Origin of the sequence: Pseudomonas sp. FSL R10-1339, from assembly GCF_009600545.1 — a bacterium.
In the GTDB taxonomy this organism is placed as follows: Bacteria; Pseudomonadota; Gammaproteobacteria; order Pseudomonadales; family Pseudomonadaceae; genus Aquipseudomonas; species Aquipseudomonas bubulae.
On record NZ_WIVQ01000023.1, the window covers coordinates 21,119 to 44,401 of the forward strand.

The following is a 23,283-nucleotide window of genomic DNA, read 5'->3' on the forward strand; positions in this document are numbered from 1 at the left end:
TTTACGCTTCCCCCAAATAGGCTTTGATCACTTCAGGGTTGTCGCGGATCTGTTCCGGCGTCCCGTCAGCCAAAGGCGTGCCTTGGTTGATCACCACGATATGGTCGGAAATGCTCATGACCAGTTTCATGTCGTGCTCGATCAACAGCACGGTGGCGTTGTGCTCATTGCGCAATACGCTGATCAGCGCCTTGAGGTCTTCGGTTTCCTTGGGGTTCAGGCCTGCAGCCGGTTCGTCGAGCATCAGGATGCGCGGGCGCGTCATCATGCAACGGGCGATTTCCAGGCGTCGCTGCTGCCCGTAGGCCAGGGTGCCCGCCGGGCGGTTGGCGAACTCGGTCAGGTTGACCTTGTCGAGCCAGTACGCGGCGTAGTCCATGGCATCACGTTCGCTTTTGCGAAATGACGGGGTCTTGAACAGGCCCGACAGGAAGTTGGTGTTGAGGTGGCGATGCTGGGCAATCAGCAGGTTCTCAACCGCGGTCATGTCCTTGAACAGGCGCACGTTCTGGAAAGTGCGGACCACGCCTTTGCGCGCGATCTCATGACCCGGCAGGCCTTCGATCGACTCGCCATCGAGGACGATGCTGCCCGCAGACGGTTTGTAAAAACCGGTCAGGCAGTTGAATACGGTGGTCTTGCCGGCACCGTTAGGGCCGATCATCGACACCACCTGTTTTTCCTTGACGGTCAAGGCTACGCCGTTTACCGCCAACAGGCCGCCAAAGCGCATGCTCAGGCCGCTGACTTTCAGTAACTCGCGGCTCATTTTCGCAGCTCCAGGTGAGGACGTTGCATAGGCAGCAGACCTTGTGGACGCCAGATCATCATCAGCACCATCAGGGCTCCGAACAGCAACATGCGGTATTCGCTGAATTCACGCATCATTTCGGGCAGCAGGATCATGACCACGGCGGCCAGGATGACACCCAGTTGCGAGCCCATGCCGCCCAGTACCACGATGGCCAGGATGATCGCCGACTCAAGGAAGGTGAACGACTCAGGCGTTACCAGGCCCTGACGTGCGGCAAAGAAACTGCCAGCAAAACCCGCAAACGTAGCGCCCAGGGTGAAGGCCGACAGCTTGATCACGGTCGGATTCAGGCCCAGTGCACGGCAGGCGATTTCGTCTTCACGCAGTGCTTCCCAAGCGCGGCCGATCGGCATGCGCAGCAGGCGGTTAATGACGAACAACACCAGCAGTACCAGCACCAGCGCGATCAGGTAGAGGAAAATTACCTTGTTGATCGAGTTGTAGGCGATGCCGAAGTACTCGTGAAAGGTTTGCATGCCCTCGGCGGCGGTTCTGTCGAAGCTCAGGCCGAACAACGTTGGTTTCGGGATGTTGCTGATACCGTTTGGCCCGCCGGTGATGTCCGTCAGGTTACGCAGGAACAGGCGGATGATTTCACCGAAGCCCAGCGTCACGATGGCCAGATAGTCTCCGCGCAAGCGCAACACCGGGAAACCCAGCAGGAAGCCAAAGGTAGCCGCCATCAATCCGGCCAAAGGCAGGCAGATCCAGAAGCTCAGCCCGAAGTAATGCGCGAGCAGGGCATAGGTATAGGCGCCTACGGCATAAAAGCCGACATAACCGAGGTCAAGCAGGCCAGCCAGGCCTACCACGATGTTCAGGCCCAGGCCGAGCATCACATAGATCAGGATCAGTGTGGCGATATCCACTGCACCACGAGAACCGTAGAACGGCCAGATCAATGCCACAACGACCAGACCGAGAATGATCCAGCGTTGAGTGCTGGGCAGGGTCAGGAAGTTGGTGGCCTTGGTGGGCACTTTCGGCAGGCTGGGGGAGTTTCTCCAGGCTGTGGTCAGTTGCTGGTTGAACAACACGCGCACAAACATCAGCAAGGAGCAGATCGCGATCACGCTCAGGGTAAAGGTGCTGGTGTTGTGAACTTCGATGTTGATCCCGACGATAGTCAGTTTCAGGCCGAGTACCGGGTAGGCGACGGCCCAGACCAACAGGGCGCTGAAGAGCGCCGACTTAAGATTCCTAGTCATACTTTTTCAATCTCCGGACGCCCCAGAATGCCGGTCGGACGGAACAGCAGCACCAGTACCAGCAAGCCAAAAGCCACAACGTCTTTGTACTGGTCGCCGAAAATATCGGCACCGAAGGCTTCAGCCACACCCAGCACCAGGCCACCGAGCATCGCGCCAGGAATGCTGCCAATGCCACCCAGTACCGCTGCGGTAAAGGCTTTGAGACCTACCAGGAAACCCGCGTTGGGGTTGATCACGCCGTATTGCACGCTGATCAGCACCGCAGCAACAGCGGCCAGGGCAGCACCGATCACGAAGGTCAGCGCAATAACGTTGTTGGTGTTGATACCCAACAGGTTGGCCATCTTCATGTCTTCGGCGCAGGCGCGGCAGGCACGGCCCATGCGGGAGCGTGAGATAAACAGGGTCAGGCCAAGCATGGCGAGGAAGGTGACAACGAAAACCACGATCTGCATGTAGGAGACGATAACTTCGCTGGCACCTCCAGGGCCAAAGGTGAAGCCGCCGGGGATCAGGTTGGGGATCGATTTGTCTTTGGAGTCTTGTGCCAGTAGCACGGTGTTTTGCAGGAAGATCGACATGCCGATGGCCGAAATCAGCGGGATCAGGCGGTTACTGCCACGCAATGGACGGTAGGCAACCCGTTCAATGCTGTAGCCGTAGGCGCTGGTGACCACGATGCTGGCGATAAACGCGGCAGTCAGCAGTAGCGGTACGCTGTCCAGACCCATCATGGTCAGGCCGGCGATGGCGATAAACGCAATATAGGAACCAATCATGTACACCTCGCCATGGGCGAAGTTGATCATTCCAATAATGCCGTAAACCATCGTATAGCCGATGGCGATCAGGGCATAGGTGCTGCCAACGTTGAGGCCGTTAACCAGCATTTGGAAGAAGTGATAGATGTCAGGCATTACAAAGCTCCTAAAAACCTGAGACGCATTTCACTGGTGGAGTCATTTTCCGGCCCGGGCCGTATGGGTTTTCACCCACTTGGAGCACAGGTCTTCTGCCAGCGAACCGCTGGTGACGGTTTTAAAGATTTTCAGGTGGGCAGGCTTTCGGATCACGAAAGCGCGGCCCCATTTCCATGAACCGCGGGCCTGTAAAACAAAACCCACCGCTTGAGCAGTGGGCTTGGTTTTCAGGTCAGGAACCGACCCTTACTGAGGGCTTACTTCAGTTTTTGGCTTGCCGAAGTGCCATTCGTAGACCACGAACTTGAAGTCTTCCACGTCACCCTTGGCGTCAAACTTCAGGTTACCGGTAGGCGTTTTGAACGTACCTTTGTGGATGGCTTCAGCGACTTTGGCCGGGTCTTCGCTTTTCGCCTGCTCGATACCGCCGGCAATCACTTCAACTGCGGCGTAGGCCGGGAACACGAATGGGCCGGTTGGGTCCTGCTTCTTGGCAGCGAAAGCATCAACCAGTGCCTTGTTTTCCGGATCGGCGTCGAACGCTTTTGGCAGGGTGACCAGCAGGCCTTCGGAAGCACCCTGGGCGATTTGCGAGATGGACTCGTTGCCCACACCTTCAGGGCCCATGAACTTGGCGTTCAGGCCTTTTTCTTTGGCCTGGCGCAGGATCAGACCCAGCTCAGGGTGGTAGCCGCCGTAGTAGACGAAGTCGACGTTGGCTTGCTTGAGCTTGGCGATGACCGAGGAATAGTCTTTTTCACCGGCGTTGACGCCTTCAAAGACAGCAACCTTGATGCCTTTGTCTTCGAGGGTCTTTTTAACGGCGCTGGCGATGCCTTCACCGTATTGTTGTTTGTCGTGCAATACCGCAACGACCTTGGGCTTGACGTGATCCGCGATGTAGTTACCGGCGGCAGGGCCCTGGGCGCTGTCCAGACCGATGGTGCGGAAGATCATCTTGTAGCCACGAGCGGTGATTTCCGGGCCGGTGGCGGCCGGGGTAATCATGATGATGCCTTCGTCTTCGTAAATGTCCGAAGCAGGCTGGGTGGAGCTGGAGCACAGGTGACCGACTACGTACTTGATACCGTCATTGACCACTTTGTTGGCAACGGCAACCGCTTGTTTCGGGTCGCAGGCGTCATCGTAGTCGACCGCTTCTAGTTTTTTGCCATCAACGCCGCCCTTGGCGTTGATTTGTTCGATGGCCATTTTTGCGCCAGCAAACTGCATGTCGCCGTACTGAGTCAGAGGCCCGGTTTTAGGGCCGGCAATACCGATCTTGATGGTGTCTGCGGCAAATGAATGGCTGGCGAACCCGGCCAAAACCATAGCGGCAAACAGTTTAGTAATCTGCTTCGTAGCCATCTTTATTGGTGCTCCACTCTTCTGTTGTAATTTTTATAGTCCTGGAAGCCAAGGCAGCCGGACCGGGTCTTCTTGTAGCGAAATTCCCGGTCAATTCCCCTTGCAACTGTACCGGTACAGTGTAGAGCGCCGCTTCAGCGCTTGAATAGCGTGCTGGCGAGGGAAAAAACAGAGAATGTCGCTTAAACGTAAGAAAAAGACAAAATGGCGGCGGATTCATCGGTTGATAGTTATCTGAATGTTGCCATATCAACCGGTTTGACCTTGGCCCTCAGCTCTTGCCACGTTTTATTACCTGTAAAGCCGGGTTTTTCTACCGGGTATGCGGCGTTATCATGACGCCGATTTTTTTCCCCGGTGAAACCCATGAATCAAGAACCTAGCACCCTCTATGCCAAGCTGCTTGGCGAGACCTCAACAATTGAATGGAAAGCGTTGCAACCCTTCTTCGCCAAAGGGGATTTGCTGTGGGTCGAACCCGCTCTGGACTTGATCGAGGCGGCGCAGGCCGTGACTCAGGATGATGCAGAGAAAGTCGCGGCCTGGATGGCATCCGGGCTGCTTGGCAGGATGACTGAGGCGCAGGCGCTAGACGTTCTTGAGCGCGACCCTCAGCTATGGGCAGTGGTGGTTTCACCTTGGGTGATGGTCCAGGAAAGGGCGCAAAATTAAACCTGCGCACCAAGCCGGCGCATTTATTTGCACCGCTGTGAAGAGCCCGGAGTGTGTAGCTCAGTAACCCGTCTTCACGTAGTGGCAATATGCCGTAGAGAAACGCCACAGTCGCCACTGTGGCGTTTTTTTGTGCCTGGGATCTGGCTGTACCGCTATTGGTTGGTAAGTACGAAGGTGGCGTGATCGGGAGCGGGCACAGGGCGCTTGTCGAGTTGTTGAAGAATCTCTGGCAGCGCCTCAAAGGGCACAGGCCGGCTGAGCAGATAGCCCTGGATAAAGTCGCAGCCGAACTGGTTGAGAAATTCGAACTGTTGGATGGTTTCAACCCCCTCGGTGACTACTTGCAGGTGCAGGGTATGGGCCATGAGGATAATGGCCTGAACGATCTCCATGTCCTGGCTGGAGGCCGGGATGTCTTGAATAAAAGTGCGATCAATTTTCAGGGTGTTAAGCGGCAGACGCTTTAGGTAGGCCAGGGACGAATACCCGGTACCGAAATCGTCAATGGACAGGGATACACCCAGCGCACGGATCTGTCGTAACAGTTGCGAGGTGCTGCTCAGGTTGCACATCAGGGCGTTTTCTGTGACTTCCAGCTCCAGCCGGTGTGCAGTAACGCCTGATGTGCGCAGGGCGTTTTCGATTTCGTCGGCCAACTCAACCCGTACCAGATTCAGCGCCGAACAGTTAACGGCTATGCCCAGGTGCTGCCAGCCCAGGCGGGAGAGGGCGGCGAGGTCATGACAGGCTTTGCGCAACACCCAATGGTCGAGCCTGGCGATCAGCCCGTTGGCCTCGGCGATGCTGATAAAACGATCAGGGCCGAGCAGCCCGTGTTCGGGATGCTGCCAGCGTATCAGCGCCTCCAGTTTGGCGACCCGGCCACTCTTGAGGTCGAAGATGGGCTGGTAATGCAGGGACAGCCCCTTGTCCTCGTTAAGCGCGTTGCGCAGTTCCTCTTCGATTTGCAGCTCCAGCGAGGCTCGGGTTTTCAGGCTCGGGCTGAAAAAATTGAGGTTGTTACGCCCGCTGCCCTTGGACTGGTAGAGCGCCAGGTCGGCATGCTTGAGCAGTTCGGCACTGGTGGTGCCATCATCCGGGTACACACTGATGCCAATGCTGGTGGTCATGACCATTTGGCGACCTGACAGCTCAATGGGCTCTTTGAGCTTGAGCATGATGCGCTGGGCCATGCCTTGGGCTTCATCGCGCTGGCTCAGGCTGAACAGGACGCAGAACTCGTCTCCGCCAAAGCGTGCAACAACGTCATCGTGGCTGCGGGTAGCGAGCTTGATGCGGGTGGCGATTGTCTTGAGCAATTCGTCCCCGGCATCGTGACCCAGGCTGTCGTTGATGCGTTTGAAGTGGTCAATGTCGAGAAACATTACCGCAAGCCTGGTGTTCCTGGTGGCGCAGTCGATGAGTTTTTCAGCAAACAGCTGATTGAAGCCGCGACGGTTGATCAGATTGGTCAGCGGGTCGTAGTGGGCCACTTGCTGCAAGGATGCGCGCGCCTGGTCGAGCTGGCTGAGCAGGGCATTGACGCGGCGCAGGTCGTGCTCCTTGAGTTGTAGTTTCTTGTCGACAATCGTGGCGCTGATGCAACTGCCAATCAGCAACAGGGTGATCACGGCCAGCACAAGGGCCGGCTGCCAGTTATTGCTGCCTGCATCCGAATTGCCAGCCAGTGTATTGCCAATGAGCAAGTGAGTGCTGAGCAGGCCGCCAGCAGCAAGCATGCACAGGGCATATTTGAATAACTGATGGAGCAGGCGGCTGTTTGGGCGCCAGGCTGTAGTGTTGTCGAGGGTTTGCACAATAATCAGGGCAATCAGCAATGAGCCAAGCGCGATAACAACGCCGTAGCGAGCTTCGAGCGGGGAGTCAAAGGCCAGGATGCAGATGCTGTGCATCGCCCAGATGCCGATGGTCAGGCAAGCGACAGCTATCCATCGCCAAATGGTTCTTGCCGCAGTTTTTTCGGCATTGGCTGCGCGGTCGAGCAGATTCAGCGTGGCCACGCAGGCAGTACAGGCAACGAGCCAGGCGAGAAACAGCAGATAGGGGTTATAGCCGCCGATCAACAGCAGTTGCCCGTTTTCTGCGGATTCGGCCAAAAGTTGCAACCCCGGACTTTCCATTGCACGCCTCGGCGATCCAGATGCGCTAGTCGTTGGGTGCTAGCTTGAGATCGAGTATAGAAGCTGGATTGGCTGTGACAGGGGTGATGGCAAAATGATGGTTATCATTTTGTTATTAGGGCGGGGGTTTATAGTTAGTTAAGTTAGATCGGGACTGTCAGAAATGTGGGAGCGGGCTTGCTCGCGATAGGATTAACGCGGTGATTCAGTTTCACCTCATTGATCCTATCGCGAGCAAGCCCGCTCCCACAGCTCATGGGTTTTAACCCGCTACCAGAACCCGAATGGCTTCAAGGCGCAGGGCGGCTTTCTCAAGCATGGCCAGGCTTTGTTCGCGCTGCTTGCGCAGGGCAATCAGTTCGCTCTCGCGCACGCTCGGGTTGACAGCCTGCAGGGCAGTCAGGCGGGCCAGTTCTTCTTCCGTGTCGGCTGCCAGACGGCGCTGGGCTTCGGCCACGCGTTCCGCATGACGTGGCGCGATTTTGGCTTCGCCTGCGTTGATTTTAGGCGTCAGTTGGTCGCGCTGGGCCTGAACGAACTTGTTGGCGCTGGCGCGGGGAACGCTTTCCAGCTGTTCGTTCAAGGTGTCGAAGGCCACGCGCGACGACAAGTCGTTGCCATTGGCATCGAGCAGGCAGCGCAGGGCGGCCGGCGGCAGGTAGCGGCCCAGTTGCAGGGAGCGCGGAGCAACCACTTCACTGACGTAAATCAGCTCGAGCAGGACGGTACCGGGCTTGAGGGCCTTGTTCTTGATCAGGGCGACGGCGGTGTTGCCCATCGAACCCGACAGCACCAGGTCCATGCCGCCTTGCACCATCGGGTGCTCCCAGGTGATGAACTGCATGTCTTCGCGCGACAGGGCCTGCTCGCGATCGTAGGTGATGGTCACGCCTTCGTCGTCACCCAGGGGGAAGCTGGCGTCGAGCATTTTTTCGCTGGGCTTGAGGATCAGCGCGTTTTCCGAGTGGTCTTCGCTGTCGATGCCAAAGGCGTTGAACAGGGTTTCCATGTAGATCGGCAGGGTGAACTGATCGTCTTGCTCAAGGATCGCCTCAACCAGTGCTTCACCTTCACCCGAACCACCGGAGTTAAGCTCCAGCAAACGGTCGCGGCCGGTGTGCAGCTCTTGCTCCAGACGCTCACGTTCAACCCGGGCTTCGTCGATCAGTGCTTGCCACTCTTGGTCGTCCGCAGCTTCCAGCAATGGCAGCAAACGAGGACCGAACTGGTGTTGCAGGGCGTTACCGGTCGGGCAGGTGTTGAGGAAAGCGTTCAGCGCTTCGTGGTACCACTGGAACAGGCGCTGTTGCGGGCTGGTCTCAAGGTACGGTACGTGCAGTTCGATCACGTGCTTCTGGCCGATCCGGTCCAGACGGCCGATCCGCTGCTCCAGCAAATCCGGGTGGGCCGGCAGGTCGAACAGCACCAGGTGGTGGGCAAACTGGAAGTTACGGCCTTCACTGCCGATTTCGGAACAGATCAACACCTGAGCGCCGAACTCTTCGTCAGCGAAGTAGGCCGCAGCGCGGTCACGCTCAAGAATGTTCATGCCTTCGTGGAAGACCGTTGCAGGAATACCGGAACGCACGCGCAGGGCGTCTTCCAGATCCATCGCGGTTTCGGCGTGGGCGCAGATCACCAGCACCTTGGTGCGCTTGAGCATTTTCAGGGTGTCGATCAGCCATTCGACCCGCGGGTCGAAGTTCCACCAACGCTCTTCATCGCTGGCGTCCGGCTGGGCCTGGAAGCTGACTTCAGGGTACAGCTCGGCATGTTCGCCCAACGGCAGCTCAAGGTATTCGGCCGGGCACGGCAGCGGGTAGGCATGCAGTTTGCGCTCCGGGAAGCCCTGGATCGCGGCGCGGGTATTACGGAACAGCACGCGGCCGGTGCCGTGGCGGTCAAGCAGTTCGCGCACCAGGCGGGCGCTGGCCTCGGCATCGCCAGCATTGACGGCGGCCAGCAGGGTATCGCCTTCGGCGCCGAGGAAACCGTGGATGGTTTTATGGGCTTCAGGGGACAGGCTGCCTTTATCCAGCAGTTCCTGTACGGCCTGAGCCACCGGGCGGTAGTTTTCGCTTTCGGCGCGGAAGGCGGCCAGGTCGTGGAAGCGGTTCGGGTCCAGCAGGCGCAAGCGCGCAAAGTGGCTGTCCTGGCCCAGTTGTTCCGGGGTTGCAGTGAGCAGCAGCACGCCCGGGATCACGCCGGCGAGTTGTTCAACCAGGCCGTACTCGGGGCTGACGTTGTCTTCGTGCCACACCAGGTGGTGAGCTTCGTCGACTACCAGCAGGTCCCAGTCGGCATCAAACAGCGCTGCCTGGGCCTTGGGATCGTCCACCAGCCATTCCAGGGCAACCAGGGCCAGCTGGCAGTCTTCGAACGGGTTGCTGGCGTCGCTTTCGATAAAGCGCTCTTCGTCGAACAACGCCACTTCAAGATTGAAGCGTCGACGCATCTCGACCAGCCATTGGTGCTGCAGGTTTTCCGGGACTACGATCAATACACGGTTGGCGCGGCCACTGAGCAGCTGGCGGTGGATCACCAGACCGGCTTCGATGGTTTTGCCCAGACCCACTTCGTCGGCCAGCAAAACCCGAGGGGCGATGCGGTCAGCGACTTCGCGGGCGATATGCAGTTGGTGCGCAATAGGTTGCGCACGTACGCCACCCAGGCCCCACAGCGGCGATTGCAGCTGGCGGCTGGTGTGTTCGAGGGTGTGGTAGCGCAGGGAGAACCAGGACAGCGGGTCGATTTGCCCGGCAAACAGACGGTCACTGGCCAGACGGAACTGGATAAAGTTCGACAATTGGGTCTCTGGCAGGGTGACGGCTTCGTTTCGCTCGTTGAGGCCGTGGTAGACCATCAGGCCGTCAACGTCCTCAACTTCGCGCACGGTCATCTTCCAGCCTTCGAAGTGGATGATGGTGTCACCCGGCGAGAACCGTACGCGCGTGAGCGGTGCGTTGCGCAGCGAATATTGGCGGGTTTCGCCAGTGGCCGGATAGAGCACGGTCAGCAAGCGACCGTCCTGTGCCAGAACGGTGCCCAAACCTAGCTCTGCTTCGCTGTCACTAATCCAGCGTTGCCCCGGTTGATACTGCTGCGCCATGCTGCCTGACTCCCGCTTTGAAAAAGCCGAGTATATTAACGGATCAAGGGCCTCAGTCCAAAGGACTCTCAAAAAAAGCTGTCCGGTTTGCCAGGGTGTCAGCCCGGTTATCGACCAATGGTTCACGATTGCCGGTTCGCGCAAATAGCCAGAAGACAGGAGAACAATCACCATGCTGCCGTCCATTTTGCCCCTTGGCGCAGTACCGGTTACCTCCGGGCAGGATCCGGTTCGCCCGCGCCCGGACATTCCGCCTGTGGTGCCGGCCCAGGCCAGCTCCAGCGAAAGTGCCATTGACCTCAAGCACAGCGATGCCGACCAGGCCACTTTATTGTTGCGTGAGGAGCAACGGCGTCAGCAGGAACAGCGCCGCCGCGAATCCCGGGAGCAGGGGAGTACGCTCCCGCAGGTGGTTGACGAGGTGCCGGTTGAACCCTTGGCCGATGGCATGCAGCGCCAGGGTGTGTGGGTTGATATCAAGGTCTAGGTGGTTTTTTCTGGTCAGGGCCGAATGTGCATCGCATTATTGGCGTACTGAAACATACTGACAGTGGTCTGATTTGCTTATGAGCCAAGACACCAAGCTGGTTGACCTGGGCGCCGAGCGCGCCAAACGGGTACATGACCTCAATGAAAAGCGCCTGAACGAGGTGCGCAAGGCGTTCGAACAGGCAATGCCGTTGGCAAAAACGGCGAAAAAGCCGAAGAAAAAACCGAAAAAGCGCTGAACTGCCGCGTTTTCGATGATCTGCGTCAACTAACCCCCTCAACTGCCGGCTGGCCGTGGGTCACTATTGATCCCGGTCAAGTTGTGCGCCTGCGTGTCTGGTTAATCTAGCTTCAACAGACACACAAACAGAGCGCAGGAGGCCGTCATGTTTCTCGATAATGTGGTTATCGCCGGAGTACTTACTGTCGGCCTCATGGTTTTGTTTTTCGCCGGTCTGGGCATTTTTATCTGGAAAGACTCGCAGAAGCGCAAATAGCGCCGGGTCTTTCCATGGCATGAGCACGCAAGGCATTTTGGGCGACTTCGGTCGCCTATTTTTTTGCCTGTAATAAATGGGACTTGCCCGAATGCGGTGGGAGCGGGCTTGCTCGCGATGCAGGCAACGCGGTCTGTCAGGCAAACTGAGTCGATGCCATCGCGGGCAAGCCCGCTCCCACAGGGTCTGCATAATGACCGGGCATAAAAAAAGGTACGACCCGTGCGGGTCGTACCTTTTTTGTGCGGCGCGCTATCAGGCGAGGACTTTGGAAGCCAGCCAGAACAGCGTTGCAGACAGTGCAATGGTAGCCGGCAAGGTCAGCACCCAGGCCATCAGGATGGTTTTGATCGTACCGCCCTGCAGGCCGCTTTTGTTGGCGACCATGGTACCTGCCACGCCCGACGACAGAATGTGCGTCGTCGATACCGGGAGGGAGAAGATATTGGCCATGCCGATGGCGAAAGCCGTGGTGATTTGAGCGGCCATGCCCTGAGCATAGGTCATGCCCTGCTTGCCGATCTTCTCGCCGATGGTTTTAACCACACGCTTCCAGCCCACCATGGTGCCCAGGCCCAGGGCCAGGGCTACAGCCAGGATCACCCAGAACGGTGCGTATTCGGTGGTGGCGGTCAGGTCTTTGCGCAGTTTCTCGAGGTCCGCTTTTTCGCGGGAATCAAGCACTGGCAATTTGCTGACTTTCTTCGCGGTGTCATCCAGGCAAAGCAGGTAGCGGCGGATCTCGATACGCTTTTCAGCCGGGATCGAGTGGTAGTCCGCTACACCTTTGAGCGAGCTCAACAGGGCTGCGATGGTCGGTTCGGTCTGCTGCGGATTGCAGCTGAACTGATCCGGCAGGTCGCCCTTGACGCTTTTGCCCAGGGCCAGGAACTCGGTCAGCGAAGCGTTGTTGCGCTCGTAGAACTGGCTCAGGTGCAAGGTGGCGTCGCGGGTGCGTTCGATCTGATAGGTGGTGCTGTTCAGATCCAGAACGAAAGCGCTTGGCACGATGCCGATCAATACCAGCATGATCAGGCCGATGCCTTTCTGGCCATCGTTGGAGCCGTGCACGAAACTGACTGCCATGGCCGAAATCACCAGCACCAGTCGGTTCCAGAACGGCGGGTGCTTCTTGTCATCCAGCTTGCGGCGCTGCTCAGGGGTCTTGTGCATCTTGGACCCCGGACGCCACCACTTCAGGCCGACCAGTACCAGGCCCGCTACCACGAAACCGGCGATTGGCGAGAACACCAGCGAGGCACCAATATCGATAGCCTTCTGCCAGTTAACCCCGTCACTCACCGGGATGCCGCTGATCAGGGCGTTGGCCAGGCCGACACCGAGGATCGAACCGATCAGGGTGTGTGAGCTTGAGGCAGGAATGCCGAAATACCAGGTGCCAAGGTTCCAGGTGATGGCCGCAGCGAGCAACGAGAACACCATGGCCAGGCCATGTCCGGTGTTTACGTTGACCAGCAGCTCAACCGGCAGCAGGTGGACGATGGCATAGGCCACGCCAACCCCGCCCAGCAACACGCCGAGGAAATTGAACACACCGGAAAAGAACACCGCCAGGTGAGGCGGCATGGCTTTGGTGTAGATGACAGTCGCTACCGCGTTTGCGGTGTCATGAAAGCCGTTGATGAACTCAAACGCGAGAACAAAGGCTAGGGCGAAGAAGAGGCTGATAAGAACCCAGGCGTCCAATCCGCTTAATAGATCGATCATGAAGGTTTTCTGACACGGTCATAAAGGGGGGCGGATTATGCCAGAAAACCCCGCTAATCAATGCACTAGCTGCCCGTTGGTAACATCTATAAATGAAAAAACCTGTAAGAATCCATCGCGACCAGGCGTAGGCAATTCCCTTCAAGCCACTGATACCAAAGGCTATAGGGCTTTTCCAGGGGCATACGCACGCTGTGGCGCAGGTCTGATTTGGATAGATGAAATTTCTTAAATCAGAGGGGCCGACGCTGCTGGTTCAGGTTCTGATATAGCAAACAGCCATACCCGCTCATGCAAATGGCGAGCACGCAAGAGGCAGCAGGGGCTGTTCTGGTACGTTTTCAGGTGCGGGTCAGGGCTCTTCGGCCTTGAGCTCTTTTTCGATCTTCTGGATTTCTTGAGTGAACGCCTGGTCGAGCAGGCTGGCCCGTTTGCGCCAGGGTTTGCGTCCGGGCTCGGGTTTGGCCGCGTAGGTGGTCACTTCACCACCGTAAAGATCCTTGAATCGTTGTTCCTGTCGCTCAAGTTCTGCGCGCAGTTCGTCTTTTGTCACTGTCTTACCTAATTGAGTTGAGTTTGAACCTGGTGAATCACCGTGCAGGGAGGTTGATTCATATGACGAATGACAGGCAATAAGACAAAGGCCTATAAATAACGTCATGCTTACATACACCACGCTATGCACTCGGCCACGTCATTTACAGAAACATGAGCGTCGCCGTCTCAAGTGTTCACCCCCGGGTGAAACTACACACGATGCAATTGCCGGCAAGCTGCACGTAGCAATCGAACGCAACGCTCTGGTTGGATCCAATCGGCTGTACGGGCTTGACCTTGTACTCTCAATAACTTGCGCGTTCTCAATAGCTGAGAAGTGCCTCTACTATCGCTGAATAACTTCCTGCGCGTCAACTTCCTGTCGTGACATGTGTTATGAATATTTGTGAATTAGCCTGCGCTTTGCACGCGTGACTCTATTTGATTCGCTGCCGGGTAGTTGGCCATCAAGTTGTTTAAGGCCAGAGCTGAACTTGACCTGAATACATATTAATCAGACGTTTTCTATCATTGAGCGGACGCGCCTGATTGTAATAAAGCCCAGGTTAAAAAAATGTCATCCAACTAAAATGATTCAAGATCGTACAAAATCATGTGTACATTACCTCGCTGCAGCACTGATTGCGATTATCGACTAGCGGTTCGATAATCGCCCGGCATGCCATAACTATAAATAGCTGAAGCTGGGGGTTGGGAATGAATGATCGACTGCACAATGCCGTTGCCAGTATCGCGCCACCGATTGTGGCGTCGCCGGCCAAGCGTATTCAGGCGTTTACCGGTGATCCTGACTTCATGTCGTCGTTGGCCCGTGGCCTGGCGGTGGTGCAGGCGTTTCAGGAACGCAAGCGGCATCTGACCATCGCGCAGATCAGCCACCGCACGGAAATTCCCCGGGCGGCGGTGCGCCGTTGTTTGTACACCCTGATCAAGCTGGGCTATGCGACCACTGACGGGCGTACCTACTCCCTGTTGCCCAAAGTGTTGACGCTGGGCCATGCCTATCTGTCGTCCACGCCGCTGGCCGTGTCGGCTCAGCCTTATCTGGACCGCATGAGCGAGCAATTGCACGAGGCGTGCAACATGGCGACGCTCGAAGGCGATGACATCCTCTACATCGCCCGTTCGGCTACTACGCAGCGGCTGATTTCGGTTGATCTGTCGGTTGGCGGCCGCCTGCCCGCCTACTGCACTTCGATGGGGCGCATTCTGTTGGCGGCGCTGGACGACGTGACCCTGCACGAATACCTGGCCCACGGTGAGTTCCAGGCCAAGACCAGCCGTACCCTGCACACCCGCGAAGCACTGCTGGAGTGTTTGCAACTGGTGCGTGAGCAGGGCTGGTGTGTGGTCGATCAGGAACTGGAGCAAGGCCTGCGTTCGATTGCCGTGCCGGTCTACGACGCTTCCGGGCAAGTGCTTGCCGCCCTGAATGTCAGCACCCACGCAGGAAGGGTCACACGCACGGAGCTGGAGCAGCGCTTTTTGCCGATCATGCTCAACGCCAGCCGCGAGCTGAGCACCCAGTTGTTTAGTTGATGGGTGAAAACTAAGCGTTCGATAAACGCACAGTTAAGCGTTTATCGAATTGCATGGCGGCAGTGGGCTGATTAATGTCGGCTCAGCACTGCCTTGCCGGGCAGGCTAAATAATAATGAGAAGAGGCCAAACGCCATGACACTCCCCCTTACGCTGCCACTGCGCAGTCGCCCGCTGCCCTTCTGATCCCCCGATAACTATTAATGTGAGCCGCTGGCCCCTGGCCGGTTTTCGTTCGCCCTGGTTTTTGACCGGTATAAAAATAATGAATTCACCCCAGTCTTCTGTCGGCAACTGCCTCGATGTGCAGTCCTTTATCAACGCCCAACCCCTGTCGCGCTACCAGTGGCGCGTGGTGATCCTGTGTTTTCTGATTGTCTTCCTGGATGGCCTGGACACAGCGGCCATGGGCTTTATTGCGCCTGCCCTGTCCCAGGACTGGGGGATTGACCGCGCCAGCCTTGGTCCCGTGATGAGCGCCGCGCTGATCGGTATGGTGTTTGGTGCCCTGGGCTCTGGACCCTTGGCGGACCGCTTTGGCCGCAAGGTGGTGCTGGTGTCGGCGGTGCTGGTGTTTGGTGGCTTCAGTCTGGCCTCGGCCTACGCCAGCAACGTTGACCAACTGCTGGTACTGCGCTTTTTAACCGGGCTTGGCCTGGGGGCCGGCATGCCTAATGCCACTACCTTGCTTTCGGAATACACCCCCGAACGCCACAAGTCTTTGCTGGTAACCAGCATGTTTTGCGGCTTTAACCTTGGCATGGCGGGCGGCGGGTTTGTCTCTGCCAAGTTGATCCCGATGTATGGCTGGCACAGCCTGTTGTTGATTGGCGGCGTGCTGCCGCTGATTCTTGCCGTGGTATTGCTGTTCTGGTTACCGGAGTCGGCGCGCTACCTGGTGGTGCGCAACCGCAGTGTTGAGCGTATTCGCAAGACCCTTGCCCCGATCGACCCTGCCCAGGTGGCCCAGGCGTCAAGCTTCAGCGTGCCGGAGCAGAATACCGTCAAGGCGCGCAACGTCTTTGCAGTGATCTTTTCCGGTACTTACAGCACCGGCACCCTGTTGCTGTGGCTCACCTACTTTATGGGGCTGGTGATCGTTTATCTGTTGACCAGTTGGCTGCCGACGCTGATGCGTGACAGCGGCGCAAGCATGGAACAGGCGGCATTTATTGGCGCTCTGTTCCAGTTCGGCGGAGTGTTGAGTGCAGTGGGGGTGGGTTGGGCGATGGACCGGTTCAACCCGCACAAAGTGATCGGCATTTTCTACCTGCTGGCCGGGGTGTTTGCCTACGCGGTTGGTCAGAGCCTGGGCAATATCACCGTGCTGGCAACTCTGGTGCTGGTGGCCGGTATGTGCGTCAACGGTGCGCAATCGGCGATGCCGTCGCTGGCCGCACGTTTTTATCCGACCCAGGGGCGGGCCACCGGTGTGTCATGGATGCTCGGCATCGGCCGCTTCGGCGCCATTCTGGGGGCGTGGATGGGCGCGACCCTGCTGGGTCTGGGCTGGAACTTCGAGCAGGTGCTGACCGCGCTGGTGATTCCGGCTGCCCTGGCAACCACGGCAGTGCTTATCAAAGGCATGGTCAGCCACGCTGATGCAACCTGATAGGCAGCCAACTAACTATGTGTTCGATTAGCGAACACATAGTCGATTATCGGATTGTTTGGGCCAAAGCCGCGGCTTAATCTGCTGAGCATCCGGTGTCGCCCTGGCGCACCTTCTTCAACCGCAGTGGCCTACAAAAAACGGGAGCTACCCCAGATGGCAGACATCATTTCGTTACACGACGCGGTGAAACAATTTGTGAGCGATGGTGACACCGTTGCCCTTGAAGGTTTCACCCACCTGATCCCGACTGCAGTGGGTCATGAAATCATCCGTCAGGGCAAGAAAGACCTGACTCTGGTGCGGATGACGCCTGATCTGGTGTACGACCAGTTGATCGGTGCCGGTTGTGCACGAAAGTTGATCTTTTCCTGGGGTGGCAACCCTGGCGTTGGTTCCCTGCACCGTTTGCGCGATGCCGTCGAGAAACAGTGGCCACAGCCGCTGGAAATCGAAGAGCACAGCCACGCCGACCTGGCCAATGCCTACGTTGCGGGTGCCTCGGGCCTGCCATTTGCGGTGCTGCGTGCATACGCAGGGTCTGATTTACCCAAGGTCAACCCGCTGATCAAGACCGTCACTTGCCCGTTTACTGGCGAAGTACTGGCCGCAGTACCGGCGGTGCGCCCGGATGTCACGGTGATTCACGCGCAAAAGGCCGACCGCAAGGGCAACGTGCTGCTGTGGGGCATCCTGGGGGTGCAGAAAGAAGCGGCCCTGGCGGCCAAGCGCTGCATCGTCACCGTTGAAGAAATCGTCGACGACCTGCAAGCGCCAATGAATGCCTGCGTCCTGCCAACCTGGGCCTTGAGCGCAGTGTGTCATGTGCCGGGTGGGGCGCACCCTTCCTACGCTCATGGTTATACCGAGCGCGATAACCGTTTCTATCAAGCGTGGGACCCGATTGCCCGCGACCGTGAGACCTTTACTGCCTGGATCAATGAATACATCCACGGCACTGCGAATTTCAGTGAGTTCCAGGCCAAGCTGGCCCGCGCTTCGGAGGCTAAATAATGACCTACACCACCAATGAAATGATGACCGTTGCGGCGGCCCGCCGTTTGAAAAACGGTTCGGTGTGTTTTGTCGGCATTGGCTTGCCTTCCAAGGCGGCTAACCTGGCGCGTCTGACCTCGTCTCCGGATGTGGTGCTGATCTACGAGTCCGGCCCGATTGGGGCCAAGCCTGATGTGTTGCCGCTGTCGATTGGTGACGGTGAACTGGCCGAAACGGCTGACACCGTAGTCTCCACCAGTGAAATCTTCCGTTACTGGCTGCAGGGCGGTCGGGTCGATGTCGGCTTTTTGGGCGCAGCCCAGGTCGACCGTTTCGGCAATATCAACACCACAGTGGTCGGTGACTACCACCAGCCAAAAGTGCGCCTGCCAGGTGCCGGTGGCGCGCCGGAAATCGCCGGTTCGGCGAAAAGCGTGCTGATCATCCTCAAGCAGTCGGCCCGCTCTTTTGTCGACAAACTGGACTTCATCACCTCGGTGGGCCACGGTGAAGGCGGCGACTCGCGCAAGCGTCTGGGCCTTCCGGGTGCCGGGCCGGTGGGCATCATTACCGATCTGTGCACCATGGAACCTGAAGAACAGACCAACGAATTTGTAGTCACTGCCCTGCATCCGGGCGTGACCCGCGAGCAAGTCATTGCTGCCACCGGCTGGGCCATTCGCTTTGCCGATAATGTGGCGCAAACAGCGGCCCCGACCGACGTCGAACTCAGCGCCTTGCGTGACCTGGAAGCGCGCACCGCACTGGCCCACGGTCAGGCTCCGGGAGAAGCATGATGCGCGAAGTCTTTATCTGTGACGCGATTCGTACCCCTATCGGCCGTTTTGGCGGTGGCCTGGCAGGCATGCGCGCCGATGATCTGGCGGCAGCGCCGATCAAGGCGCTGATCGAACGCAACCCGAATGTGAACTGGAACGAAGTCGACGAAGTTTTTTTCGGCTGCGCCAACCAGGCCGGTGAAGACAACCGCAACGTGGCGCGCATGGCCGCGTTGCTGGCCGGGCTGTCGGACAGCATTCCAGGCGTGACCCTCAACCGCCTGTGTGCCTCGGGTATGGATGCCATCGGCACGGCGTTCCGCGCCATTGCCAGCGGCGAGATGGAGCTGGCGATTGCCGGGGGCGTCGAGTCCATGTCGCGGGCGCCGTTTGTGATGGGCAAGGCCGATGCCGCGTTCTCGCGCAACATGAAACTGGAGGACACCACCATTGGCTGGCGCTTTATCAACCCGCTGATGAAAGCCCAATACGGTGTCGACCCGATGCCACAGACGGCGGACAACGTGGCCGACGAGTACAAGATTTCCCGTGCCGATCAGGACGCTTTCGCCCTGCGCAGCCAGCAACGGACTGCTGCTGCCCAGGCCGCAGGCTACTTTGCCGAAGAAATCGTGCCGGTGCGTATTGCCCATAAAAAAGGTGAGACGGTGGTTGAGCACGACGAGCATCCGCGTGCCGATACCAGCCTGGAAACCCTGGGCAAACTCAAGCCGGTCAACGGCCCGGACAAGACCGTCACTGCGGGCAATGCCTCGGGGGTCAACGATGGCGCCGCGGCGATGATCCTGGCATCGGCCGAGGCGGTCAAACGCCATGGCCTGACCGCTCGCGGTCGGGTTCTGGGCATGGCCAGCGCCGGTGTTGCGCCCCGTGTAATGGGCATTGGCCCGGTGCCGGCGGTGCGTAAACTGGTGGAGCGCCTGGGGTTGGCGGTGAGTGATTTTGACGTGATCGAACTCAACGAAGCCTTCGCCAGCCAGGGCCTGGCCGTTTTACGCGAGCTGGGCCTGGCTGACGATGCGCCGCAGGTAAACCCCAATGGCGGGGCAATTGCCCTGGGTCACCCCCTGGGCATGAGCGGTGCTCGCATCGTCATGACCGCCTTGCATCAGCTGGAAAAAACCGGTGGCAAGAAAGGCCTGGCGACCATGTGCGTGGGCGTTGGGCAGGGTCTGGCATTGGCTATTGAACGGGTCTGATAGCGCTCAATACTGCCTCTGTGGGAGCGAGCCCGCTCGCTCCCACGGCCTCAGTCGTTCGGCTTATTGCGGTGATGGCGCGAGATGTTGCAATGTGTGTCTGATTGCAACTAAAACCTGATGAGTAAATAAAGATGACAACAGCAACTCACTACACAGGAGAGGAGCGCAAAAAAAGGATTTTTGCGATTGTCGGTGCATCCTCCGGCAACCTGGTCGAATGGTTCGACTTTTACGTTTACGCCTTCTGTGCGATCTACTTCGCTCCCGCTTTCTTCCCCTCCGAAGACCCTACGGTGCAGTTGCTGAACACGGCCGGTGTGTTTGCGGCGGGTTTTTTGATGCGCCCCATAGGTGGCTGGCTGTTTGGCCGGGTGGCTGACAAGCACGGGCGAAAGAATTCCATGATGATCTCGGTGCTGATGATGTGCGCCGGCTCACTGGTGATTGCCTTTTTGCCGACCTACGCCTCGATCGGCGCCTGGGCCCCAGCCTTGTTGCTGATGGCGCGGCTGTTTCAGGGCCTGTCGGTAGGGGGTGAATACGGCACCACTGCGACCTATATGAGTGAAGTGGCACTCAAGGGCCAGCGCGGCTTCTTTGCTTCCTTCCAGTATGTAACGCTGATCGGCGGGCAACTGCTGGCGGTGCTGGTGGTGGTGATTCTTCAGCAGTTTCTGCCAGAAGACGAACTGCGGGCCTGGGGCTGGCGCATCCCCTTTGTGATCGGTGCCATTGCGGCGCTGATTTCGTTGTTGCTGCGTCGCACCCTGAAAGAAACCACCAGCGCCGAAACCCGCCAGGACAAAGATGCAGGCAGTGTGAGGGCGTTGTTCTGCGACCACAAAGCGGCGTTTATTACCGTGCTGGGTTACACCGCAGGCGGCTCGCTGATTTTCTACACCTTTACCACCTACATGCAGAAATACCTAGTGAACACCGCCGGTATGCACGCCAAGACCGCCAGTTACATCATGACCGGGGCGCTGTTCCTTTATATGTGCATGCAGCCGTTGTTCGGCATGCTGGCGGACAAGATCGGCCGGCGTAACAACATGCTCTGGTTTGGCGCGCTGGGTACGCTGTGTACGGTGCCGATCCTGTTGACCCTGAAAACCATCAGCAGTCCGTTCCTGGCCTTTGTCCTGATTACCCTGGCGCTGGCGATTGTCAGCTTCTACACCTCGATCAGCGGCCTGGTCAAAGCCGAGATGTTCCCGCCCCAGGTGCGGGCGCTGGGTGTGGGCCTGGCCTATGCCGTGGCCAACGCGATCTTTGGTGGTTCGGCTGAGTACGTGGCACTGGGGCTTAAATCGATGGGCATGGAAAACAGCTTCTACTGGTATGTGACGGTGATGATGGCCATCGCGTTCCTGTTCAGCTTCCGTCTGCCCAAACAGCCCAAGTACCTGCACCACGATTTGTGATGTTGCCGCGCGCGCCAGTGGCGCGTGCCTTCCAAGGAAGTTTTATGAGTGATCAGCTGTTCGATGCGTACTTTACGGCCGAGGCCATGGGGCAAGTGTTTTGCGATCATGGCCGGGTACAGGCCATGCTCGACGTCGAAGCGGCGCTGGCCCGGGCACAAGCCCGGGTCGGGGTGATTCCTCACTCTGCGGTTGCTCCGATTTCAGCGGCGTGTCGCGCAGAACTCTACGATTTCGAAGCGCTGGGCCTGGCGATCGCCAGTGCCGGCAACTCCGCGATCCCGCTGGTCAAGGCGCTGGGCAAACAGATTGCCAGCAGCGCACCTGAAGCCGAGCGTTATGTGCATTTGGGCGCCACCAGCCAGGATGTGATGGACAGCGGTCTGGTCCTGCAATTGCGCGCCGCTCTGGATTTGATCGAGCGTGACATGACGCAGCTGGCGGATGTGCTCGCCGCGCAGGCCCAGCGCTATGCCACGACGCCTTTGGCCGGGCGCACCTGGCTGCAGCAGGCTACTCCGGTGACCTTGGGCATGAAAATCGCCAGCTGGCTGGGGGCCGTGACCCGTAGCCGCCAGCGTCTGCACGAGCTCAAACCGCGTTTACTGTGCCTGCAGTTTGGCGGTGCTTCCGGCACCCTGGCCGCCCTTGGCGATCAGGCCATGCCGGTGGCACAGGCGTTGGCTGATGAACTGGGCCTGAGTCTGCCTGAGCAACCCTGGCATACCCAGCGTGATCGTCTGGTGGAATTTGCCGCAGTTCTGGGCCTGATCGCCGGTGGCCTGGGAAAAATCGGTCGGGATATCAGCCTGCTGATGCAGACCGAGGCCGCGGAAGTATTCGAGCCGTCGGCGCCGGGCAAGGGCGGCTCGTCGACCATGCCGCACAAGCGCAACCCGGTTGGGTCTGCGGTATTGATCGGTGCCGCAACGCGGGTGCCGGGCCTGCTGAGCATTTTGTTCAGCGCCATGCCTCAGGAGCACGAGCGCAGCCTGGGCTTATGGCATGCCGAATGGGAAACCCTCCCCGAGATTTGTTGCGTGGTGTCCGGCGCGCTGGTACAGGCGTTGAATATTGCCCGTGGGCTGGAAGTGGACAGTGAGCGCATGGCGCGCAACCTCGATCTGACCCACGGGCTGGTGCTGGCTGAAGCAGTAAGCATTGTGCTGGCGCAGCGGGTAGGGCGCGAAACCGCGCATCATCTGCTGGAGCAGTGTTGCAAGCGGGCGGTGGCCGAAAAGCGCCATTTACGTGGGGTGCTGGGCGAAGAGCCGCAAATCACCGCGCACCTCAGCGCGCAGGAACTGGATCGCCTGCTCGATCCGGCCCATTACCTTGGTCAGGCGACGACGTGGGTCGAGCGTGCGCGGGCTGAACATTTTGCGTTGGTCCTCTAAAGGAGAAACTCGTGGGACGTGTACAACTCGCTGAAGGTGAACTCAACTACCGCCTGGACGGCCCGCAAGGTGCACCGGTGCTGGTGCTGTCCAATTCCCTGGGCACTGATCTGGGGATGTGGGACACGCAGATTGCGGCGTTCGCCGAGCACTTCCAGGTATTGCGCTACGACACCCGGGGTCATGGCCACTCGTTGATGACCGAAGGACCGTATAGCATTGAACAACTGGGCGGAGATGTTTTGGCGCTGCTGGATGCGCTGCATATCGAGCGCGCGCATTTTTGCGGGTTGTCGATGGGTGGACTGATTGGCCAGTGGCTGGGGATCCATGCCGGTTCGCGGCTGCACAAGCTGGTGGTGTGCAACACGGCTGCCAAAATTGGCGAGCCTGCGGTCTGGAATCCGCGCATCGAGATGGTTTTGCGTGAGGGGGCGGCGGCAATGGCAGGGTTGCGTGATGCCTCCATTGCCCGCTGGTTTACCGCGGACTTCGCCCAGGCCAATCCCGGGCAGGCCAAGCGCATCACCGATATGCTGGCGGCCACTTCGCCCCAGGGCTATGCCGCCAATTGTGCTGCTGTGCGTGATGCAGATTTTCGCGATCAGTTGGGCGCAATCGAAGTGCCCATGCTGGTGATCGCGGGCACTGAAGATGCCGTCACGCCGCCTGCGGGCAGCCACTTTATTCAGGAACATGTGCGTGGCGCGCAGTACGCCGAGTTTTACGCCGCGCACCTGTCCAACGTGCAGGCGGGCGATGCTTTCAGCCAGCGCGTGCTGCAATTTTTGCAGGCAAGCTAA

Annotated in this window: 20 protein-coding genes; 12 read left to right on the forward strand and 8 right to left on the reverse strand. The window is 58.5% G+C overall.

Annotated features, from left to right (window positions below; genetic code table 11):
* Position 1 precedes the first annotated feature (1 nt).
* From livG to GHO03_RS09720, 4 genes are all read right to left on the reverse strand, one after another.
* On the reverse strand, positions 2-769 hold the full coding sequence (livG, locus tag GHO03_RS09705; protein WP_095002993.1) for a high-affinity branched-chain amino acid ABC transporter ATP-binding protein LivG: 768 nt from the start codon (positions 767-769) through the stop codon (positions 2-4).
* Positions 766-2,022, reverse strand: coding sequence for a high-affinity branched-chain amino acid ABC transporter permease LivM (locus GHO03_RS09710; RefSeq protein ID WP_095002994.1), 1,257 nt, complete (start codon positions 2,020-2,022; stop codon positions 766-768). The genes livG and GHO03_RS09710 overlap by 4 nt, the downstream gene beginning before the upstream one ends.
* Positions 2,019-2,942, reverse strand: a complete 924-nt coding sequence (gene livH / locus GHO03_RS09715; protein ID WP_016779736.1) for a high-affinity branched-chain amino acid ABC transporter permease LivH — start codon at positions 2,940-2,942, stop codon at positions 2,019-2,021. Before livH ends, GHO03_RS09710 begins: the two co-directional genes overlap by 4 nt.
* 249 nt (positions 2,943-3,191) lie before the next feature.
* Positions 3,192-4,319 carry a branched-chain amino acid ABC transporter substrate-binding protein gene (locus tag GHO03_RS09720; RefSeq protein ID WP_095002995.1) on the reverse strand — a complete coding sequence of 376 codons (1,128 nt, stop codon included), beginning with the start codon at positions 4,317-4,319 and terminating at the stop codon, positions 3,192-3,194.
* A 360-nt stretch (positions 4,320-4,679) separates the two neighbouring features.
* Here GHO03_RS09720 and GHO03_RS09725 point away from each other — a divergent pair, with 360 nt between their 5' ends.
* Positions 4,680-4,985: a DUF2288 domain-containing protein gene (locus GHO03_RS09725; protein WP_095002996.1), complete on the forward strand. Its 306-nt coding sequence runs from the start codon at positions 4,680-4,682 to the stop codon at positions 4,983-4,985.
* Positions 4,986-5,140: 155 nt separating this feature from the next.
* Here the strand turns inward: GHO03_RS09725 and GHO03_RS09730 are convergent, their stop codons facing one another.
* Together GHO03_RS09730 and rapA are read right to left on the reverse strand one after the other, a co-directional pair.
* The gene (locus tag GHO03_RS09730) at positions 5,141-7,129 is read right to left on the reverse strand and encodes a bifunctional diguanylate cyclase/phosphodiesterase (protein ID WP_153399711.1); all 1,989 of its coding nucleotides are present in this window, start codon (positions 7,127-7,129) and stop codon (positions 5,141-5,143) included.
* A gap of 262 nt (positions 7,130-7,391) precedes the next feature.
* Positions 7,392-10,238 (reverse strand): RNA polymerase-associated protein RapA, encoded by a 2,847-nt coding sequence (gene rapA, locus GHO03_RS09735; protein ID WP_095002998.1) that lies wholly within the window; start codon positions 10,236-10,238, stop codon positions 7,392-7,394.
* 172 nt (positions 10,239-10,410) lie between these two features.
* Here rapA and GHO03_RS09740 point away from each other — a divergent pair, with 172 nt between their 5' ends.
* The 3 genes from GHO03_RS09740 (at position 10,411) to ccoM (ending at position 11,224) form a co-directional block, all read left to right on the forward strand.
* Positions 10,411-10,725 (forward strand): aspartate-semialdehyde dehydrogenase, encoded by a 315-nt coding sequence (locus GHO03_RS09740; protein WP_095002999.1) that lies wholly within the window; start codon positions 10,411-10,413, stop codon positions 10,723-10,725.
* Between the two features lie 79 nt (positions 10,726-10,804).
* Complete coding sequence (locus GHO03_RS25125; RefSeq protein ID WP_095003000.1) at positions 10,805-10,966, forward strand: hypothetical protein; 162 nt, start codon at positions 10,805-10,807, stop codon at positions 10,964-10,966.
* A 147-nt stretch (positions 10,967-11,113) separates the two neighbouring features.
* Positions 11,114-11,224 (forward strand): cytochrome c oxidase subunit CcoM, encoded by a 111-nt coding sequence (gene ccoM / locus GHO03_RS25750; protein ID WP_016779744.1) that lies wholly within the window; start codon positions 11,114-11,116, stop codon positions 11,222-11,224.
* 255 nt (positions 11,225-11,479) lie between these two features.
* Here ccoM and GHO03_RS09745 read toward each other — a convergent pair whose 3' ends face one another.
* Together GHO03_RS09745 and GHO03_RS09750 are read right to left on the reverse strand one after the other, a co-directional pair.
* Entirely contained in the window at positions 11,480-12,952 is a 1,473-nt protein-coding gene (locus GHO03_RS09745) for an inorganic phosphate transporter (protein WP_095003001.1), read from the reverse strand.
* Positions 12,953-13,304: 352 nt separating this feature from the next.
* Positions 13,305-13,505, reverse strand: coding sequence for a hypothetical protein (locus tag GHO03_RS09750; protein WP_095003002.1), 201 nt, complete (start codon positions 13,503-13,505; stop codon positions 13,305-13,307).
* Positions 13,506-14,206: 701 nt separating this feature from the next.
* Between GHO03_RS09750 and pcaR the strand changes: the two genes are divergently transcribed.
* From pcaR to pcaD, 8 genes are all read left to right on the forward strand, one after another.
* Entirely contained in the window at positions 14,207-15,049 is an 843-nt protein-coding gene (gene pcaR / locus GHO03_RS09755) for a pca regulon transcriptional regulator PcaR (RefSeq protein ID WP_095003003.1), read from the forward strand.
* Positions 15,050-15,314: 265 nt separating this feature from the next.
* Positions 15,315-16,661, forward strand: a complete 1,347-nt coding sequence (locus tag GHO03_RS09760; RefSeq protein ID WP_095003004.1) for an MFS transporter — start codon at positions 15,315-15,317, stop codon at positions 16,659-16,661.
* A gap of 156 nt (positions 16,662-16,817) precedes the next feature.
* Complete coding sequence (locus GHO03_RS09765; RefSeq protein WP_153399713.1) at positions 16,818-17,675, forward strand: CoA transferase subunit A; 858 nt, start codon at positions 16,818-16,820, stop codon at positions 17,673-17,675.
* Positions 17,672-18,454: a CoA-transferase subunit beta gene (locus GHO03_RS09770; RefSeq protein ID WP_169916892.1), complete on the forward strand. Its 783-nt coding sequence runs from the start codon at positions 17,672-17,674 to the stop codon at positions 18,452-18,454. Before GHO03_RS09765 ends, GHO03_RS09770 begins: the two co-directional genes overlap by 4 nt.
* Complete coding sequence (gene pcaF / locus GHO03_RS09775) at positions 18,451-19,656, forward strand: 3-oxoadipyl-CoA thiolase (RefSeq protein ID WP_169916871.1); 1,206 nt, start codon at positions 18,451-18,453, stop codon at positions 19,654-19,656. The genes GHO03_RS09770 and pcaF overlap by 4 nt, the downstream gene beginning before the upstream one ends.
* Positions 19,657-19,790: 134 nt before the next feature.
* Positions 19,791-21,083, forward strand: coding sequence for an MFS family transporter (locus GHO03_RS09780; RefSeq protein ID WP_153399715.1), 1,293 nt, complete (start codon positions 19,791-19,793; stop codon positions 21,081-21,083).
* 44 nt (positions 21,084-21,127) lie between these two features.
* Positions 21,128-22,480, forward strand: coding sequence for a 3-carboxy-cis,cis-muconate cycloisomerase (locus GHO03_RS09785; protein ID WP_153380591.1), 1,353 nt, complete (start codon positions 21,128-21,130; stop codon positions 22,478-22,480).
* 11 nt (positions 22,481-22,491) lie between these two features.
* Complete coding sequence (gene pcaD / locus GHO03_RS09790) at positions 22,492-23,283, forward strand: 3-oxoadipate enol-lactonase (RefSeq protein WP_133144845.1); 792 nt, start codon at positions 22,492-22,494, stop codon at positions 23,281-23,283.

Coding starts and splice junctions, on each gene's coding strand:
- GHO03_RS09780 (WP_153399715.1), top strand. CDS start 19,791: ATGACAACAGCAACTCACTACACAGGAGAGGAGCGCAAAAAAAGGATT.
- GHO03_RS09785 (WP_153380591.1), top strand. CDS start 21,128: ATGAGTGATCAGCTGTTCGATGCGTACTTTACGGCCGAGGCCATGGGG.
- livH (WP_016779736.1), bottom strand. CDS start 2,942: ATGCCTGACATCTATCACTTCTTCCAAATGCTGGTTAACGGCCTCAAC.
- ccoM (WP_016779744.1), top strand. CDS start 11,114: ATGTTTCTCGATAATGTGGTTATCGCCGGAGTACTTACTGTCGGCCTC.
- GHO03_RS09725 (WP_095002996.1), top strand. CDS start 4,680: ATGAATCAAGAACCTAGCACCCTCTATGCCAAGCTGCTTGGCGAGACC.
- GHO03_RS09745 (WP_095003001.1), bottom strand. CDS start 12,952: ATGATCGATCTATTAAGCGGATTGGACGCCTGGGTTCTTATCAGCCTC.
- GHO03_RS25125 (WP_095003000.1), top strand. CDS start 10,805: ATGAGCCAAGACACCAAGCTGGTTGACCTGGGCGCCGAGCGCGCCAAA.
- livG (WP_095002993.1), bottom strand. CDS start 769: ATGAGCCGCGAGTTACTGAAAGTCAGCGGCCTGAGCATGCGCTTTGGC.
- rapA (WP_095002998.1), bottom strand. CDS start 10,238: ATGGCGCAGCAGTATCAACCGGGGCAACGCTGGATTAGTGACAGCGAA.
- GHO03_RS09760 (WP_095003004.1), top strand. CDS start 15,315: ATGAATTCACCCCAGTCTTCTGTCGGCAACTGCCTCGATGTGCAGTCC.
- GHO03_RS09765 (WP_153399713.1), top strand. CDS start 16,818: ATGGCAGACATCATTTCGTTACACGACGCGGTGAAACAATTTGTGAGC.
- pcaF (WP_169916871.1), top strand. CDS start 18,451: ATGATGCGCGAAGTCTTTATCTGTGACGCGATTCGTACCCCTATCGGC.
- pcaR (WP_095003003.1), top strand. CDS start 14,207: ATGAATGATCGACTGCACAATGCCGTTGCCAGTATCGCGCCACCGATT.
- GHO03_RS09740 (WP_095002999.1), top strand. CDS start 10,411: ATGCTGCCGTCCATTTTGCCCCTTGGCGCAGTACCGGTTACCTCCGGG.
- GHO03_RS09710 (WP_095002994.1), bottom strand. CDS start 2,022: ATGACTAGGAATCTTAAGTCGGCGCTCTTCAGCGCCCTGTTGGTCTGG.
- GHO03_RS09730 (WP_153399711.1), bottom strand. CDS start 7,129: ATGGAAAGTCCGGGGTTGCAACTTTTGGCCGAATCCGCAGAAAACGGG.